The organism is Methylotuvimicrobium buryatense (genome assembly GCF_005931095.1).
Taxonomy (GTDB): domain Bacteria; phylum Pseudomonadota; class Gammaproteobacteria; order Methylococcales; family Methylomonadaceae; genus Methylotuvimicrobium; species Methylotuvimicrobium buryatense.
Genome location: NZ_CP035467.1, coordinates 900,991 through 915,595, shown reverse-complemented (window position 1 = coordinate 915,595; position 14,605 = coordinate 900,991). Strand labels below are relative to the sequence as shown.

Below are 14,605 nucleotides of genomic sequence, written 5' to 3'. Positions count from 1 at the left end.
ATACTGTCGAGTTCAAAATATACGAAACATCCAGATCAAGACCTGGATCTCGTCTTTGCGTAAGTTTACGGCTTTATCGGGCAGGTGCAGCAAGTCGCGGCTAATGTCTTCGATGCCGTAAAGCATAGACCGTTTCAGCGAACGGCAGAATTTTTTGCTGACGTTTTCGACTTTGATTAATACGTCGTCTGAATTTGACATTACAACGCAGCTTTAAGAAATAAAAAGGTTGGTGCTTCGGAAACGACTTTTGCTTACTTGCATGTTTTGTTTATCTTGACCTCGGATTAGGTCAAAGATCGAAAATGGAGGTCGCATAGTGTAAAGCATCATGCCGCAGCCGTTGTGGTTGGAGGATAATGCTCGATCGTATTCCGATAAAGGTCGATAACTGGAAAACACAGATCATAATCTCCCCAAATTAATTCACCGTATTCCACTCTAAAATCTGCAAAATGGCTCGGTTCCAAATAGGCGCGAATGTCGGGGTGATGCGAGCGGGCAAGAAATGATTTGAAGTCGATTTCTTGACTGGTGTTATCGTCAAAAATGAGCCGAATACGATATTCTCCGGTTTGCGTTGCGGAGATTATATTAATGGGGGTGTCTTTCATTTGAGTCTCCGAGTGATACGTTCAGAGGTAATAGACTTATACAGTACAAAGAAGTCTATCCATTTTTGGACTATTTCTTCTGCTTTGACGGTAACAAGCTCCTGAAAAAATCGCATTTCATTAGGTTCAAGTGGTGGGCGTCCAGTAACAGCGGTATAGCTGATTTCGTGAACAACGCCATTGATCAATACGATTTCCGCTCTTGATTCGCTTCACTGACATTTGCCGTGAACATGGATAGGTTCATGCTCGTTTGCATAAAACATCACGATTAATCCGAAATACTCGTATAGTTTTGGCATGGTTTAGATGAAATGTTTATTTTAGCCATATTGCTCATTCCGGTAATGGCGCCGCTGACGTAGACATTCTCTCGACCGGTCAGTATCAGGTGAAATCCGGCACCGACTTCGATCAATGCGCCGACTTTGCCTTTTATCGTGATTTTGCCTATGTCGAGCATAGAGATGCCGGAGTATATCGAGATTGCCGGTCGCGGCTGATATCTTCGATGCCATAGAGCATAGACCGCTTCAACGAGCGGCAGAATTTTTTGCTGACGTTTTCGACTTGGATTAGTAAGTCGTCGGAGTTTGACATAGGACTATCGTGTTATTGGCTCGGCGTTTGAAATAGATTGACGGCGAGATGTTTAGCCGCTTCATTTAGGCGACTGTCATTGGTCCAAAATTCCGTACAGTGATTTTCGATAGCTGTCGCCAAGTGAAGCGCGTCGGGTGTTTTTATTTTATGTTTGATTCTCAGGTTTAACGCTCTGGTAAATATGTTGTCATCAATGGTTAGCCATTGCTGGTCGGCTAAAAAGATTTCGTAATCTTCAACGAGTGCTTGATTGCCGTCAATCGAAGGTTTTACCAGGGATTCGAGACGAACCAAAGGGGATACGCATAAAATGGCATCGAGGTTATTTGCAAGATGCTGTCGAATAAGCGCGCTGAATGGTTGAACTTCTTCCAGCAAGTAAATGACACAACACGTGTCAAGATAAACCAGTCGAGTCATCAGCCATTATTCCATTCGTCTCGAATAGCGCTAATGTGTCGTTGTACTTCTTCCGGATTGGCTTTTGGGCGACGCTGAAAACGGGGTGATGCCAAAAGTCTTAAGGCACGTGAAGCATTGCCTTTGATTTCGGCTGTTACCGCCTCGCGTTCGTTCGTATCGCTTTCTAATAAGGTGAGGAGGGCTTTGCCTTCTAACTTGAATGGGATTGCCTCCAAGGCGTGTATATGTCCGGTTGGGTCGATTTCAACGTGTATGGTTTTTAGCATGACTTTGTTCCTAAATAGCAATCAAGGATAGCAGCACCGACAACAAAACTCATTCAGCCAGTCAACATCGGGTGAAGTCCGGCAGCGACTTCGATCAATGCACCGACTTTGCCTTTGATCGTAATTTTGCCTTTGTCGGGCATAAAGATGCCGTTCAGCATTTTCAATAGCGTACTTTTTCCGGCGCCATTTCGTCCGATAATGCCTAAGCATTCGCCGCGTTTGACTTCGAAGGATACTTCGTCCTCCGCCCAGAATTCCTCTTTGCGTAGTTTGTCGGATCGATCAGGCAAGTGTAGTAGATCGCGGGTAATGTTTTCGATACCGAAAAGCATAGACCGTTTTAGCGAACAGCAGAATTTTTTGCTGACGTTTTCGACTTGGATTAAATCTTCATCCGACATGATTTTAAGCTCGTTCAGCAATTCTCGGCATGGTGATATGAAAAGTTCTCCAGCCTAGCAAAAACACACCGACACTGAAGATCGCCATGTAAGCTATCAAATCCGGCTGCATTAAAGTGTGACCGGCTAACAAGTTTTGCGTTGCAATCAAAAGCGGGCTAAACGGGTTGGCGACATTAACGATGGTGAAAGGTTCTCGGACTGGGGGCGGATAGAGAATGGGCGCCAAAAACATGCCGAAGGTCAGTACCATGCTCAGCATGTTACCCATGTCGCGTAATACCAAGTTGATGATTGCCATGATAAAGCCGGCCCCCCAAGGCCATCAGCAACACCGCAATCAATATCAAGGGAATAAAGACGCTGTGCCAGGAAGGTACAAAACCATACCAGATGAACACCACCGTTACCGGAATCAAACGTATCATGAAATCCAGCGACGCTTGGCCCATGGCCGCAAAGACCAGCGCTTCTTTGGGAAAGTTGATTTTCGTGACCAAAGACCCGGCATTGACCAAACTGTTGGTGCAACCGATCAGGCAACCGGCGAATAGTTGCCAGACGGAAATGCTCCATAAAGCATGAATAACGTAGGGCAGATCGGTCGGCCCCATGTCGAATACGCGGTGCCTTGATAAAAAAGTGAAAATGGCGACTGTGACGATTTGCGGCAGAACCGCCCAAACATAACCCAGCATCGATTGACGATAGCGGACCGAAAAGTCCCTAATGATCAATCGCCAGATCAATTCTCGACTGGCAATCAAGTCTGTGAACATCTCCTGCCAGATCCGGGTTTTATGCCCGTTTCGTCGAGCCATATAGATTTTGGTGTTATTGCTTTGTATTTTCATGCGTTATGAATTAAAGGATGTATAGCCTAGCAGGACGAGGTTTGCAACCCCGTTCTAAACGTTTTGACTTTGGCCGAAGTCAAAACGTTTAGGGCAAACCGAAACGTTGGGGACGGGTTAAATAACCCGTCCCGCAGAAGGATAGTAAAATAACCCCAGCAGTCTTTGACGACTAAAACCCGCATTTCCTTCTGGTACCTAGGGTCTTTGTTAGAACACCATACGCCGATTAGAACAGACCCGGTGTCTCGGCACAAAGCGTTTATATAGTCATTGCACTTGAGAGAACGCAGATACAGGTTTAACCGCCGGCAGGGTTTACAAACTCGTCCGCAACGCTTCCTGCCACTTGCCGTGTCCCATGATGGGTTTCCGCTTCGTTCCTACCCATCCTACGTCTGTATCGCGACATTAAGACTCTTGCGTAGGATGGGTAGAGGCGGAAGCCGAAACCCATCGTTTTAACTTGCCGAGGTTCAGAGTCGATATTCGGCTAATGGATCGGAACGGGCGTTATCGCGAAATAAACCGGAGTCGGCCTCTTCATTCATCAATACCCAGGCCACCACCTCCAGCGGGTCCTCACCCTTAGTCAATCGTTGCGTCTCCTCGCGAAATCGATCGAAAATACCGTCAAGCGGATCACCTGTCCGTAATCGCCGAGCACTATCGATAACCGCTACCGCGCGATTGAGCCGCGTTTGCATTAACCGAATCTGCTGCTGTTTGGTCTGCAGCGCTTCCACCAGAACACTTTGCAGGCGAGACGAATCGAGCCATTCCTCCCGCAATTGCCGCACCTTCTGCGCTATCGCTTCAGGTGTCGACTCGCCATCGTACAATCGATAGGTCACAAACACGCCATGCGCAATAACGACGAATAAGGTAAAAGTGCGCACTCGCACGCCGTCCGCGCTATAAACCAGTTTGCCATCGGTATCGAGATGTAAAATATCGAAATAGACCGCGATTCCCGAAGTTGCGCCGGCGATACAGTCACCCGGACGATAGGTCTCCAATATACAGTCGAAACGTTTAGTCTGGATTTCCAATTCCCGGCCATCCAGTTCGATGTTGAGCGAATCAAACATACCCATTTCAGCAGTCCTCCATCATTGCTTATTATTTGGCGTGGTCTCTGCTCGATGTAGAGCAAGTCGGATTAGGCAATAGTTGTAACCCAACATATCGCGGAGTTCCTGCGGTAGATATTGTAACAACAGTACGCGATAATGCACTTCCCAGGGCCAAAGGCGGTTCGGGGTCGCCAAATAAACCAATCCGTCCGGTTTTAAAACGCGCCCGATTTCTGCTAAATGAACATCCGCGTCCGCTACATGTTCAATGACATGGTTGCTGATCACGATATCGAAGCTCTGTGCGTCAAACGGCAACCTCTCACCGTCTAAAGGGCAAAACGAATAACCTTCGCTTTCGCTACGTTGATCGACAAAATCCACACTCGTTACATCGAAATATTGCGCAAGATAAAAAGCAATTGAACCGTTACCGGCAGCAATTCCCAATTTGGAGATCAAAAAGGGTGTGGGGTATGCTTGGCGAGGATGTCGGCAGCAGGGAGCTGCCGCCAAGCCCCCATGGATGGGTTTACGGCGTTCCTCGGCAGGCATACCCCACACCCTAAAATCGGCGAAACTGCTTAAACTGGAAATTGCTGCGTTACCGATATCGAGCAACTTGAGCGATGTGTTACCTGCCTTCCCCGCATCCTCGATAACTTTGAGTATTTTTAGGGCTTTTGCCCGGCGGGCATGATCGGCAGCGAAGCCCTTATTGATTGACTGATTTGAGTTCATTTCGGACATTTATCGGAGACTGCCGGTCAATTGCCGATACAGCGCCGAAAACCGCTCGCCTATAATAGACCAATCGTAGAGTTGCGCCCGGCTTTGCCCGGCCGTTGCCAAAGCCTGCCGTAAGTCCGAATTGACCATGAGTCGCTCGATCGCCGCTTTAAGCTCCTCCGGTTGCTCGGGGGAAATTAACAGGCCGGTTTTGAGATGCGTGATCACTTCGCTAATACCGCCGGTTTTCGTGCTAATTACAGCCGTTCCGCTCGCCATTGCCTCCAACAAAATAACGCCCTGCCCTTCGGTGTCTCCTTTGCCGTCGACGACAGACGGCGCGATGAATATATCGGCTGCGGCGTAATAGTCCGTTAAATCTTGATTAGGAATGCGGCCGTGAAATTTAACCCTGTCGGACAACCCATACCGGCACGCCAATGCTTCGAGCGAATCGCGGTCGGTGCCGTCGCCGATTATCCAAAGCTCGCTTTTATGTTTTAAATCGTCCGGCAACAAGTGCACTGCGCGAATTAAATCGGCCACGCCTTTTTTTTCAACCAACCGGCCGACGAACAGCAAAACCAAGGTATCGGAATTTAGCGCCGCTCGATGTAGGCGGGGATTTCCGGAATTGAAAGCCGGGTAATCGATACCCATCGGAATGATCACCGGCGCTTTGCCATCCTTGCCGAGCGTATTAGCCGTAGCCCGGGTATTGCTGGTCCAGGCCGAGCAATGTTTGACGGTCCATTGTTTAAGTTGGCTCAATACCGAACCTTGCAAGGCGAAGGCATCGCCGCCATGAGCAGTCACGATTACCGGTATGCGGTGGAATCGAGCCAGCGCCACGGCAACCAGTCCTTGAGGAAAAAGCCAATGCGCGTGCAGTAAATCCGGTTTGTTATGCCTTATCACGCGCCAGGTCTTAAAAAATGCCGCTGCGACAAAGAAAGGGACTTGTAACAATAAATAAGGCCGTGCGCGCATATTAGGCAATATGCCGGAACCATAGGCCAATTGCTGTCCGCTCTTGGGCCAAAAATAAACAAACCGGTGATGCCTCATCAGCTGTTGTTCAAACGTGGGATCGACAGTCGCGTCATCGGGCGAAACAATGTGCAGATCAAAACCTTGCCGGGTAATCGCTTGCGCCAGGCCGCGTAGGAATATCGACGCACTGTCGTCGGCAAAACGCGGATAACTCGACGTTAACCACAACACTTTGACTCGCTTGCAGGCTCCAGCATGGGGGGGCATTCCCATGCTGGAGCGCTCATCGTTATTCATAAATCGTAGATACCGTCTTGCCATCTTAGCTAATGCGACCTCAATACCATTTATTGCTACCTAACGCTCTTGGTTTTCCCTCACCTAGCGTTCACTGTCATTAAGTTAAGGGAAACCCGTCATTCCGCCATGGACTGGCGGAATCCAGTGCCATGGATGGCAGGCTTTTGAAGCACCTTCGAGCCTGAATGCCAGCATTACTTATTCATTAACGGCTTAACTTATCGACCCAGGATTTTTCCATTCACCCTTCGACAGGCTCAGGGCGAACGGAAAAATCCTTAACTTAATGGCAGTGACACCCTACCTACAACCTTGCCGAACGACAAGTCAAGCTAGTGCCAGGTCGCCCGCTTTTTGCACGATAGGTATACTTTATATACTTGTGTATAACGGCGAGCGGCCCTCTGTGGGAACAAGGAGGTACTGGATAACGAATACGAGAAACACGGTTTGCCTGAAATCTGTGCCTCAATCCTTTTCCGCATGGCGGTAATGCAAAGAAGAGACCTGCTCGGACAGAATTCCAATCAAAAAAATGAACAACGAGGCCAAAAACAATACCGCACTCATATTGGTAAACCGGCCGCTGGTAGAGTATGTGTATGCATAATAAGACGCTCCCGTCATAAAAACCAAGAAACTTAACGGCAAAAACAAACGCATCGGCGAAAACAGCGCACCGATCTTCATAATAATGACAAAAAACCGAATGCCGTCCCGCAATAATTTGATATGGCTTCTGCCCTCGCGTTTGCCGGCGTGAATCGGCACATAGGCCACCGGAAAACCGGAGCGGAAAAAAGCCATGGTACTGGTGGTCGGATAGGAAAAGCCGTTAGGTAATAAATATAAAAATCGCCGAAACTTATCGGCTTTAACCGCACGAAACCCCGAGGTCAAATCTTCAATCCGATACCCGGTCATAACCGACGCCAACTTGTTATAAAACGCGTTTGCGAAACGCCGCAGCCAAGACGCATGCGTTCTTACATGTCGTGCACCGACTGCCATGTCGTAACCGGCATCAAGCTTAGCCAGTAAAGCGGGGATGTCTTCCGGATCATGCTGACCATCCGCATCCATGAATACCAAGATATCGCCGCCGGCGTTTCTGGCGCCGGTTTTAATCGACGCGCCATTGCCTTGACTGTAAGGATGGCTGATTACCTTGGCGCCGGCTTTGGCTGCCAATTTAGCGGTGTTGTCGGTAGAGCCGTCATTAACGACGATAATTTCGGCATGGGGTAATAAGTGCTTCAATCGTCGTAGTACCCGTGTAATGTTGTGCGCTTCGTTTTTTGCCGGCAAAACGACGCTGATAGAATTGACTCGCTCCATCTTTACAGCATAGGAATGCATGCTCAACTTATCCATACCGAATCACCGTTAGTATTAATCGCTCCCACGCTCCAGCGTGAAAATGCATACCGTACTTACCCATACCGAGTCACCGTCAATAGTCCTACTTGTTCCACATAATCTCTGGTACCGGAATGCCGCCGATGTTCCGGTTGGTCGACAAAGCCTCATTTTACCGAATTCATATGAAAATATTTAATTTTTCCTGATTAGCAAGATGCTTCAGCTTGCCGAAGCCAACTGTCCGAGCAGTGACCAGTCGTAGACACTTCTGCGGGACGGGTTAAATAACCCGTCCCGCAGAAGGATGAATGATTTGGTAACGGCTTTTGCCCATCGCTTAGCTCCGCATGCATTCCCACGGGAGCGTCAACACCATTAAGTTAAGCCGTCATAAAAAAAAGTAATTCTTGCATTCAGGCTCTAATGTACTTAAAAGCTTGCCATCCATGGCACTGGATTCCGCCAGTCCATGGCGGAATGACGGGTTACCTTTAGTAATGGCATTGACTCGAGCGGGACGGGTTATGTAACCCGTCCTCAACGTTTCGGTTTGGCTCAAACATATCGGCTTGCTTTGACCACGGGCGCAACGTTTATGACGGGGCTACAAACCCCGTCCTGCTTTTCCTTATTCCCACAAATGACTCAAACTAAATGAATGCTCGGCAAATGGATCGGCGCTGACTTGATCGTCATCCTTCAAACTCTGCTGCAACAGCCAATGACCTTCTTGTAAGCGATACGTTTCGAGCGTATGCAACATCGGATCGACCAACCAACAATAGAACACACCCAGACCCGCATAAATCGGCATTTTTTCGCTGCGATCGATTTTGGCGGTTGCGGGCGATAAAACCTCGCAGACCCAATCGGGCACGATTTCAAACCACGCCGTCTCCGGCAGTTGCGGCATGCGTTGTTTACGCCATCCCGCGAGATCCGGTACCAAAACATGACCGCCGATGTGCAATTCCGGCTCGTCAAGTATCCACCAACCGGTAGAACCACCATGTCTACCATGAAATAGTGAACCAATTTCAATACCCAACGATGAACAAGTCAAAGCATGCTTCGGCGCGGGCCTCGGCTGCACTTCCAAACGTCCATTGATGATCTCACCGACCAAATTTTCGGGCAAAGCCAGAATATCGTCATAACTGGGTAATTTAAGCGCGGTGTTTGCCATGTATGCCTCACTTTTCCAATTGACACAATCAATTGGCGTCTAACTGGTTTCATCGTCGCGAGTATAGCATAACGGCATGATTCGGCATTGGGTTGCAGCAATTCCCGGCGGGACGGGTTATTTAACCCGTCCCCAACGTTTCGGTTTGCATCAAACACATCGGCTTGCTTTGGCCGCGGTCGAAACGATTATGACGGGGTTACAAACCGCGCCTTGCTGAAGCTAGGGATTGGGAACAAGATATGTCAAATGTAAGGCCTGACCATGGAATCTGCGCATCGTCGCGAGTATAGCATAACGTCATTACTCGGCATTGGGTTGGGTCACTTGCGAGCGCCCCAGCGAGACGGGTTTATTTAACCCGTCCTCAACGTTTCGGTTTGCATCAAACATATCGGCTTGCTTTGGCCGCGGTCGAAACGATTATGACGGGGTTACAAACCGCGCCTTGCTGAAGCTGGGGATTGGGAGCGTGATATTAAAAATCACAAATCAAAGACTTGACCCCGGCTTTCTTCGTCCTGCGGGCTCAAATCGACTTATGCAATTCTTGCTTGATTGTCTCTCGCACCATGTCGGATAAAGTCAAACCATGGGCAAACTGTTTGAGAGCTTCATTCATTAACGTTTGATAACTGCCGCCGCTCATTTCCGCACGCGCTTTAAAAATTGCCAGCGTCTCGCTATCCACTCGCATGGTGATGCGCATCTTGTTGCCATGTTGGGCCTGTAGTTTGGCCAAGGCAGGAACCTGCGAAACCGGCTTGGCGTCGGCAAAGTCCATATCAGTATAGCGCTCGTACATTGGATCAGAATTGTTGTTCATAGCGTTTCTTCTGCGGTTGGTTGGCTTTCCATGCGGAAATCAGGCGCACACAGTCACCTCGTAACGTCCACACCACGACTAAAATACGATCTTTCCCACCCATGCCCAGCGATACAAAACGCTGCTCGTCGGCAGCATCGACATCTTCACATGTCAGCGCGTATGGGTCTGACAATACATGCTTGGCTTCTTCAAAAGTTACGCCCTCATAATTTAAGGGATTAGCGGCAGCTTTGTCGGAATCCTATTCAATCTTCATCCTGATTAGCAAGATGCTTCAGCTTGCTGAAGCCAATTGTCCGAGCAGTGGCCAGTCGTAGCCACTTCTGCGGGACGGGTTATTTAACCCGTCCCCAACGTTTCGGTTTGCCCTAAACATTTCGGCTAACTTCGGCCAAAGTCAAAACGTTTAGGACGGGGTTGCAAACCCCGTCCTGCTAGGTAATTGTGCATAAAGACAATTCAGTTTCGAGAAGCTAGAGCTTCTCGGACTGCATTCCCAAGCAAAGAACTTGGGAACGAGCGACAATGCTATCATTGATATCACTCACCTTACAAGGAAGCCATCATGCCAAGTCTAGTCGTTAGAAACCTTGATGATTCAATCATAAATGCGTTGAAAGAAAGAGCGGTTAAACACCATCGCTCTACTGAAGCCGAGCATCGAGCCATTTTGGCTGAAGTCCTGATGAAACCTCAACGTAAAAGCTTTGCTGAAGCTTTAGCCAACATACCTACTGTTGGCACGGATACGGATTTTCAGCGCATCAATGACGATACTAGCGAATCCAATGTATTTGATTGATACCAACATCATCAGCGAGCTTAGAAAAGGCTATAAAGCTAATTCCGGTGTGCAAGAATTTTTCGATAAAGTCATTCAGGAGAATGTCCCCATTTACATTTCCGCCATTACGATTGGCGAATTGCGCAGAGGCGTCGATTTGATTTTCCACCGTGGCGACGAAACACAAGGCAAACTGTTGGAAAACTGGCTCAATAGCATCCTCGATCAATATCAAGACAACATCCTAGCCATTGATAGCGAAATTGCTATGCTTTGAGGAAAATTACGCGTTCCTAGGCACGAACATGCCTTAGATAAATTGATTGCAGCTACCGGGATAATCTATGGGCTAGTCATTGTTACTAGAAACACCAAAGACTTCGAAAATACTGGTGTTCGAGTGTTAAATCCTTTTATTGAATAAATGGAAATAACTCGCTTATTAACTTACGGTTCAATAAGAAACTGAAGGTAATTATTCACATCCCCCTATCGTTCCCACGCTCTGCGTCACTGCCATTAAGTTAAGGATTTTTCCGTTCGCCCTGAGCCTGTCGAAGGGTGAATGGAAAAATCCTGGGTCGATAAGTTAAGCCGTCCATGGTTCGACAGACTCACCACGAACGGCTTAACTTAATGGCAGTGACGCTCTGCGTGGGAATGAGAATGGCCGGGGAACTGAATACTCACAACTGAAGAGATTGATTCGCAAGACAGAGAATTCGAAAAAAAGCCCAAATTTGCTTAAGGGATTGGATTGGCTTGGCTTATCGATTACGACAAGCTAATGTACGCCCATTAACTTTCCTGTAACCGACAAAAAGTATTCTGACCCCTTTTTGTCCTCATACTGCATTTCCAAGCAAAGAGCTTGGGAACGAGCGAAAAAAGTAACCTGACCCCTTTTTTTGGGACCCCTTTTTTTCCTTTTTTTCGAGTGCCGCCACTAAATACCTCTAGCCTCTTGGTTGATGTAACATAAAAGGTAATTATGGTAATCATAAATAATGTGTACCTGACCCCAGTTATTCGACCCCAGTTATTTCTCAGTTATTTCTTAATCCCACGAGCTACGGCTTAAATAACTGCTCCAACGTATCGACAAACAAGATACGCTCCACCCATTGATCCAACTGAGTCTTATCGGCGTGATTGATTTTTTCTTCCGCCCAAGCTGGAAGTTCGCCGAATTTCAGTTGTAACTGCTTGGTCAATGTCTGTGTTTCGCCCTCTTGCCGCCCTTCTTTTCGACCTTCTTTTCGGCCTTCTTCTCTTAATATCTGTGCCAATCCCATACGATCCTCCGCTTCAGGTAAATAGTCATTACGATAGGTTGCGATTTCCGCGTCGGTCAAATCCGCGTAATAATCGACAAAGTCGACGTATTTTAGTTGCTTATTCGGGTCTTGTTCCAGTAGCGCCAAGCCCAATTGCGCATCGTGGTAGATGTCCAATTTTTGACCTTTGGCATAGCGCATATTCGGTAAGTTCAAACGCGCGACGATATTATCACTGTCGCGGTAAGCATCCGCGGAAAGGTTCTTCAGCTCACAAGCGATATAGCGAAATCTCAGATAATTATGCCGCTCGCCGCCTAAATGCAATTCGTAAGGGTGACGTCCTCGATCCAGAAAAATCACAATGGGAACCACCCTGTCGGTTTGCGCCAACTCGGCTAAATCCAGACAATAATGCGCCAATCGATAAATCGAAAACCGCCGGGCTTCGGTTTCTTCTTCCAGAAGAAACAAAACCACTTCGCGCCGTCCATCGAGCCATTCGACCAGTAGCGGCGTATCCAGCTCATGAAAGCGGTCGCCGAGCCGTTCTTTCAGCTGCTCCTGACGAAATGGAATGATGCGCGCTTGCGGCAAGTCGTCGGGCGCTTCATCGGCGGCAAAAAACTGCAAGGCTTGCACGGGGTAGTCGAGAATCAGATTTTTAAAGTTTTGATCGTGCATGGTTCAGGTCTCGTTTCCTCGCTCCAGTGAACGTTATTATACATAAACTGTAGGCTAATTTTTTTTTGAGACGAGCGCATGATACAAACGCCAACCCGCCCGATTATCGACAAAATCATGCGTAAACACTCTCACTTCGGCACGTCTTCTTGCAAAACCGTCATCGCCGGCATGAAAATGTCAAATGTAAGGCCTGACCCCGGAATCTGCGGCTTGTCATATCGTAGTCTATAGGCTACTGTAAGCCTATGAATTACGAAATACAGACCACCTCCAACTTTGACAAGTGGCTTAAAAATCTCACAGATCGTAAGGCCGCTTTGGCTATTTTGCAGCGCATTAACCGCGCTAAAATTGGGTTGTTTGGCGAAGTTAAGGCAGTTGGTGACGGCGTGATCGAGATGCGTGTTTTTGTGGGGCAAGGCTATCGCGTGTATTTTACGATTTCGTGACGCCGAAATTATTTTGCTGTTATGCGGTGGCAATAAGTCGTCGCAATAACGGGATATTGAAAAGGCAAAAAATCTTCGTAACCAGCTTCAGGAGTTTGTGATGAAAACTGAAATCCAGCTTTATAATCCGTTTGATTATTTGCAAAGTGATGAGGAGATTACCGAGTATTTAACTCAAGCACTTATGGATGACGATCCGCGCGTTTTGGGGATTGCGTTAGGGTATTTGGCTAAAGCGCGCGGCATAGCAGATTTGGCTGAAAAAACAGGGCTGAATCGAGAAAGTTTATATAAAACGCTATCCGGGAAAACACAACCGAAATGGAGCACCATTAACCGAATTATCAAGGCACTGAATATTAGGATTCAAGCGGTAACTTAATCTATCCTGATTAGCGGGATTGCTTCAGCTAAAGCCAAGCAGCTAAGTTATTCATCAGCGGGATGGTCAGTTTGTAGGAGCGACTACCCAGCCGCGAACGTTGCAGATAGATAAGCGCTTCCGGCTCCGCTTATCGCGCCTAGGTCGGCGCTCCCACATACATAAAACGAAACCAGTACCTATTAAAAGACCTAAAAGCTCTTTTTCTTCTCTGAAAAATGCTTAATTAAGACCTACCCCCCCCTTCTCTCACTGCCATTAAGTTAAGGATTTTTCCGTTCGCCCTGAGCCTGTCGAAGGGTGAATGGAAAAATCCTGGGACGATAAGTTAAGCCGCCCATGGTTCGACAGGCTCACCACGAACGGCTTAACTTAATGGCAATGCCCCCTTCTCTACATTTTAGTGTCAAATTCAAGGCCTGCCCCCAATATCGCTCTACGCGGTACGCGGTTAACGTGATCACGCAATCGCCATCAGCCCTTTTTTCTGGATAACGGTGAGCAGCCGCAAAGCCGGTCCACCAGGCTTTTTTACACCACGCTCCCAGTCAGAAACTAGATTCTTGGAAACATTGAGGTAGCGTGCAAACACCGGTTGCGAGATGTGCTCACGCAAACGGATCTCTTTGATCTCTTCCGGTGTCAGTACGTGAATCGGCGTCAGACACGCCTCATCAAATTCACGCATCGTCTGCTTATCGACGGCGCCAATTTCGTGCAAAGCCTCCATCGTCTCATGGATGGCGGCAAAGGCATCGCTGCGGTATTTCTTAGGCATCTTTCACGACCTCCTCAAACTGACCGTTTTCGATGAGCCGTTGCAAATGCTCATCGGTGAGTGCAAGAACCTGCTTAGCCATCTTCTTGAACTGGATCTCTTCATCCTCGCGGATGTTACCCTGCTCGCTCTTAGGGAATCCAAAAACGAAGAAAGCTTTGTCCTCCTTGCGGTACAACACAATGCTGCGGTATCCCTTGGACTTGCCGACACCTGGACGTGCAATCCGCTGCTTGATTACGCCACCACCCAGATCGGCATCGATCTGACCTTGTTCGGCACGCTCCACCGCACCCCAAAGTGCTTCGGCTGAGATTTTTTCTTTGCGGGCAAACCGCTCAAACCAGGCATTTTTAAAAACTCTCAAACCAAAGCACTCCATTTAGTGAGCTCATGGTATCACACTAAGCATGACACATTAAAACAAAATTATCCCCCTAACTCCATCGTCTGCTTGCTGCTTGGACCATAGCTATCGGAATGCTCTTACTCTGCCCCGAGTGCCGCCACTAAATACCTCTAGCCTCTTGGCTGATGTAACATAAAAGGTGTAATTATGGGAATCATAAATAATGTGTACCTGACCCCAGTTATTTATGCTGGTGTTCG

Annotated in this window: 22 protein-coding genes and 1 pseudogene; 4 read left to right on the top strand and 19 right to left on the bottom strand. The window is 47.9% G+C overall.

What is annotated here, in order from left to right; genetic code table 11:
- Positions 1–12: 12 nt before the first annotated feature.
- The 16 genes and pseudogenes from EQU24_RS04400 to EQU24_RS04320 all read right to left on the bottom strand — a co-directional run.
- Entirely contained in the window at positions 13–201 is a 189-nt protein-coding gene (locus EQU24_RS04400; RefSeq protein WP_017840666.1) for a hypothetical protein, read from the bottom strand.
- A 128-nt stretch (positions 202–329) separates the two neighbouring features.
- Complete coding sequence (locus tag EQU24_RS04395) at positions 330–614, bottom strand: DUF2442 domain-containing protein (protein ID WP_017840667.1); 285 nt, start codon at positions 612–614, stop codon at positions 330–332.
- A gap of 271 nt (positions 615–885) precedes the next feature.
- On the bottom strand, positions 886–1,077 hold the full coding sequence (locus EQU24_RS22255; protein WP_017840669.1) for a hypothetical protein: 192 nt from the start codon (positions 1,075–1,077) through the stop codon (positions 886–888).
- The gene (locus EQU24_RS22250) at positions 1,065–1,214 is read right to left on the bottom strand and encodes a hypothetical protein (protein WP_175421660.1); all 150 of its coding nucleotides are present in this window, start codon (positions 1,212–1,214) and stop codon (positions 1,065–1,067) included. The genes EQU24_RS22255 and EQU24_RS22250 overlap by 13 nt, the downstream gene beginning before the upstream one ends.
- Before the next feature lie 12 nt (positions 1,215–1,226).
- Positions 1,227–1,637: a type II toxin-antitoxin system VapC family toxin gene (locus EQU24_RS04380; protein ID WP_017840670.1), complete on the bottom strand. Its 411-nt coding sequence runs from the start codon at positions 1,635–1,637 to the stop codon at positions 1,227–1,229.
- A complete protein-coding gene (locus EQU24_RS04375; protein ID WP_017840671.1) occupies positions 1,637–1,906 on the bottom strand; it encodes a hypothetical protein in 270 nt (89 codons plus the stop codon). Before EQU24_RS04375 ends, EQU24_RS04380 begins: the two co-directional genes overlap by 1 nt.
- A 53-nt stretch (positions 1,907–1,959) precedes the next feature.
- Positions 1,960–2,310: an ATP-binding cassette domain-containing protein gene (locus EQU24_RS04370; protein WP_017840672.1), complete on the bottom strand. Its 351-nt coding sequence runs from the start codon at positions 2,308–2,310 to the stop codon at positions 1,960–1,962.
- A 4-nt stretch (positions 2,311–2,314) separates the two neighbouring features.
- On the bottom strand, positions 2,315–2,611 hold the full coding sequence (locus EQU24_RS04365) for a hypothetical protein (RefSeq protein ID WP_138767080.1): 297 nt from the start codon (positions 2,609–2,611) through the stop codon (positions 2,315–2,317).
- The gene (locus EQU24_RS04360; RefSeq protein ID WP_026130163.1) at positions 2,574–3,164 is read right to left on the bottom strand and encodes an ABC transporter permease; all 591 of its coding nucleotides are present in this window, start codon (positions 3,162–3,164) and stop codon (positions 2,574–2,576) included. Before EQU24_RS04360 ends, EQU24_RS04365 begins: the two co-directional genes overlap by 38 nt.
- Before the next feature lie 476 nt (positions 3,165–3,640).
- A complete protein-coding gene (locus EQU24_RS04355) occupies positions 3,641–4,261 on the bottom strand; it encodes a hypothetical protein (protein WP_017840673.1) in 621 nt (206 codons plus the stop codon).
- Between the two features lie 15 nt (positions 4,262–4,276).
- Positions 4,277–4,981, bottom strand: a complete 705-nt coding sequence (locus tag EQU24_RS04350; protein ID WP_174888151.1) for a class I SAM-dependent methyltransferase — start codon at positions 4,979–4,981, stop codon at positions 4,277–4,279.
- A 9-nt stretch (positions 4,982–4,990) separates the two neighbouring features.
- Positions 4,991–6,259 carry a glycosyltransferase gene (locus tag EQU24_RS04340; protein WP_235726403.1) on the bottom strand — a complete coding sequence of 423 codons (1,269 nt, stop codon included), beginning with the start codon at positions 6,257–6,259 and terminating at the stop codon, positions 4,991–4,993.
- Between the two features lie 471 nt (positions 6,260–6,730).
- Positions 6,731–7,636 (bottom strand): glycosyltransferase family 2 protein, encoded by a 906-nt coding sequence (locus EQU24_RS04335; RefSeq protein ID WP_017840675.1) that lies wholly within the window; start codon positions 7,634–7,636, stop codon positions 6,731–6,733.
- A 616-nt stretch (positions 7,637–8,252) separates the two neighbouring features.
- Entirely contained in the window at positions 8,253–8,810 is a 558-nt protein-coding gene (locus tag EQU24_RS04330) for a Uma2 family endonuclease (RefSeq protein WP_017840676.1), read from the bottom strand.
- 529 nt (positions 8,811–9,339) lie between these two features.
- Complete coding sequence (locus EQU24_RS04325) at positions 9,340–9,636, bottom strand: BrnA antitoxin family protein (RefSeq protein ID WP_138767077.1); 297 nt, start codon at positions 9,634–9,636, stop codon at positions 9,340–9,342.
- Positions 9,620–9,868 (bottom strand): annotated as a pseudogene (locus tag EQU24_RS04320) (BrnT family toxin); the annotation flags it as partial. The gene EQU24_RS04325 and the pseudogene EQU24_RS04320, both read right to left, overlap by 17 nt.
- A 336-nt stretch (positions 9,869–10,204) precedes the next feature.
- On the opposite strand from EQU24_RS04320, the gene EQU24_RS04315 reads away from it, so the two are divergent.
- On the top strand, positions 10,205–10,441 hold the full coding sequence (locus tag EQU24_RS04315) for a FitA-like ribbon-helix-helix domain-containing protein (RefSeq protein ID WP_017840679.1): 237 nt from the start codon (positions 10,205–10,207) through the stop codon (positions 10,439–10,441).
- Positions 10,428–10,700 (top strand): PIN domain-containing protein, encoded by a 273-nt coding sequence (locus tag EQU24_RS04310; protein WP_017840680.1) that lies wholly within the window; start codon positions 10,428–10,430, stop codon positions 10,698–10,700. The genes EQU24_RS04315 and EQU24_RS04310 overlap by 14 nt, the downstream gene beginning before the upstream one ends.
- A 793-nt stretch (positions 10,701–11,493) precedes the next feature.
- Here EQU24_RS04310 and EQU24_RS04305 read toward each other — a convergent pair.
- The gene (locus tag EQU24_RS04305) at positions 11,494–12,384 is read right to left on the bottom strand and encodes a DUF4351 domain-containing protein (protein WP_017840681.1); all 891 of its coding nucleotides are present in this window, start codon (positions 12,382–12,384) and stop codon (positions 11,494–11,496) included.
- Positions 12,385–12,632: 248 nt separating this feature from the next.
- Between EQU24_RS04305 and EQU24_RS04300 the strand changes: the two genes are divergently transcribed.
- Together EQU24_RS04300 and EQU24_RS04295 are read left to right on the top strand one after the other, a co-directional pair.
- Complete coding sequence (locus tag EQU24_RS04300) at positions 12,633–12,836, top strand: type II toxin-antitoxin system RelE/ParE family toxin (protein WP_017840682.1); 204 nt, start codon at positions 12,633–12,635, stop codon at positions 12,834–12,836.
- Between the two features lie 100 nt (positions 12,837–12,936).
- Positions 12,937–13,218: an addiction module antidote protein gene (locus tag EQU24_RS04295; RefSeq protein WP_017840683.1), complete on the top strand. Its 282-nt coding sequence runs from the start codon at positions 12,937–12,939 to the stop codon at positions 13,216–13,218.
- A 460-nt stretch (positions 13,219–13,678) separates the two neighbouring features.
- On the opposite strand, the gene EQU24_RS04290 is transcribed toward EQU24_RS04295, so the two are convergent.
- Complete coding sequence (locus tag EQU24_RS04290) at positions 13,679–13,996, bottom strand: helix-turn-helix domain-containing protein (protein ID WP_017840684.1); 318 nt, start codon at positions 13,994–13,996, stop codon at positions 13,679–13,681.
- Positions 13,989–14,363 carry a type II toxin-antitoxin system RelE/ParE family toxin gene (locus EQU24_RS04285; protein ID WP_026130165.1) on the bottom strand — a complete coding sequence of 125 codons (375 nt, stop codon included), beginning with the start codon at positions 14,361–14,363 and terminating at the stop codon, positions 13,989–13,991. Before EQU24_RS04285 ends, EQU24_RS04290 begins: the two co-directional genes overlap by 8 nt.
- Between the last annotated feature and the right edge of the window lie 242 nt (positions 14,364–14,605).

What these genes read in the sequence shown, in the direction of transcription:
- EQU24_RS04400 (WP_017840666.1), bottom strand. Translation starts at nt 201, where the DNA reads ATGTCAAATTCAGACGACGTATTAATCAAAGTCGAAAACGTCAGCAAA.
- EQU24_RS04395 (WP_017840667.1), bottom strand. Translation starts at nt 614, where the DNA reads ATGAAAGACACCCCCATTAATATAATCTCCGCAACGCAAACCGGAGAA.
- EQU24_RS22255 (WP_017840669.1), bottom strand. Translation starts at nt 1,077, where the DNA reads ATGCTCGACATAGGCAAAATCACGATAAAAGGCAAAGTCGGCGCATTG.
- EQU24_RS22250 (WP_175421660.1), bottom strand. Translation starts at nt 1,214, where the DNA reads ATGTCAAACTCCGACGACTTACTAATCCAAGTCGAAAACGTCAGCAAA.
- EQU24_RS04380 (WP_017840670.1), bottom strand. Translation starts at nt 1,637, where the DNA reads ATGACTCGACTGGTTTATCTTGACACGTGTTGTGTCATTTACTTGCTG.
- EQU24_RS04375 (WP_017840671.1), bottom strand. Translation starts at nt 1,906, where the DNA reads ATGCTAAAAACCATACACGTTGAAATCGACCCAACCGGACATATACAC.
- EQU24_RS04370 (WP_017840672.1), bottom strand. Translation starts at nt 2,310, where the DNA reads ATGTCGGATGAAGATTTAATCCAAGTCGAAAACGTCAGCAAAAAATTC.
- EQU24_RS04365 (WP_138767080.1), bottom strand. Translation starts at nt 2,611, where the DNA reads ATGGCAATCATCAACTTGGTATTACGCGACATGGGTAACATGCTGAGC.
- EQU24_RS04360 (WP_026130163.1), bottom strand. Translation starts at nt 3,164, where the DNA reads ATGAAAATACAAAGCAATAACACCAAAATCTATATGGCTCGACGAAAC.
- EQU24_RS04355 (WP_017840673.1), bottom strand. Translation starts at nt 4,261, where the DNA reads ATGGGTATGTTTGATTCGCTCAACATCGAACTGGATGGCCGGGAATTG.
- EQU24_RS04350 (WP_174888151.1), bottom strand. Translation starts at nt 4,981, where the DNA reads ATGAACTCAAATCAGTCAATCAATAAGGGCTTCGCTGCCGATCATGCC.
- EQU24_RS04340 (WP_235726403.1), bottom strand. Translation starts at nt 6,259, where the DNA reads ATGAATAACGATGAGCGCTCCAGCATGGGAATGCCCCCCCATGCTGGA.
- EQU24_RS04335 (WP_017840675.1), bottom strand. Translation starts at nt 7,636, where the DNA reads ATGGATAAGTTGAGCATGCATTCCTATGCTGTAAAGATGGAGCGAGTC.
- EQU24_RS04330 (WP_017840676.1), bottom strand. Translation starts at nt 8,810, where the DNA reads ATGGCAAACACCGCGCTTAAATTACCCAGTTATGACGATATTCTGGCT.
- EQU24_RS04325 (WP_138767077.1), bottom strand. Translation starts at nt 9,636, where the DNA reads ATGAACAACAATTCTGATCCAATGTACGAGCGCTATACTGATATGGAC.
- EQU24_RS04315 (WP_017840679.1), top strand. Translation starts at nt 10,205, where the DNA reads ATGCCAAGTCTAGTCGTTAGAAACCTTGATGATTCAATCATAAATGCG.
- EQU24_RS04310 (WP_017840680.1), top strand. Translation starts at nt 10,428, where the DNA reads ATGTATTTGATTGATACCAACATCATCAGCGAGCTTAGAAAAGGCTAT.
- EQU24_RS04305 (WP_017840681.1), bottom strand. Translation starts at nt 12,384, where the DNA reads ATGCACGATCAAAACTTTAAAAATCTGATTCTCGACTACCCCGTGCAA.
- EQU24_RS04300 (WP_017840682.1), top strand. Translation starts at nt 12,633, where the DNA reads ATGAATTACGAAATACAGACCACCTCCAACTTTGACAAGTGGCTTAAA.
- EQU24_RS04295 (WP_017840683.1), top strand. Translation starts at nt 12,937, where the DNA reads ATGAAAACTGAAATCCAGCTTTATAATCCGTTTGATTATTTGCAAAGT.
- EQU24_RS04290 (WP_017840684.1), bottom strand. Translation starts at nt 13,996, where the DNA reads ATGCCTAAGAAATACCGCAGCGATGCCTTTGCCGCCATCCATGAGACG.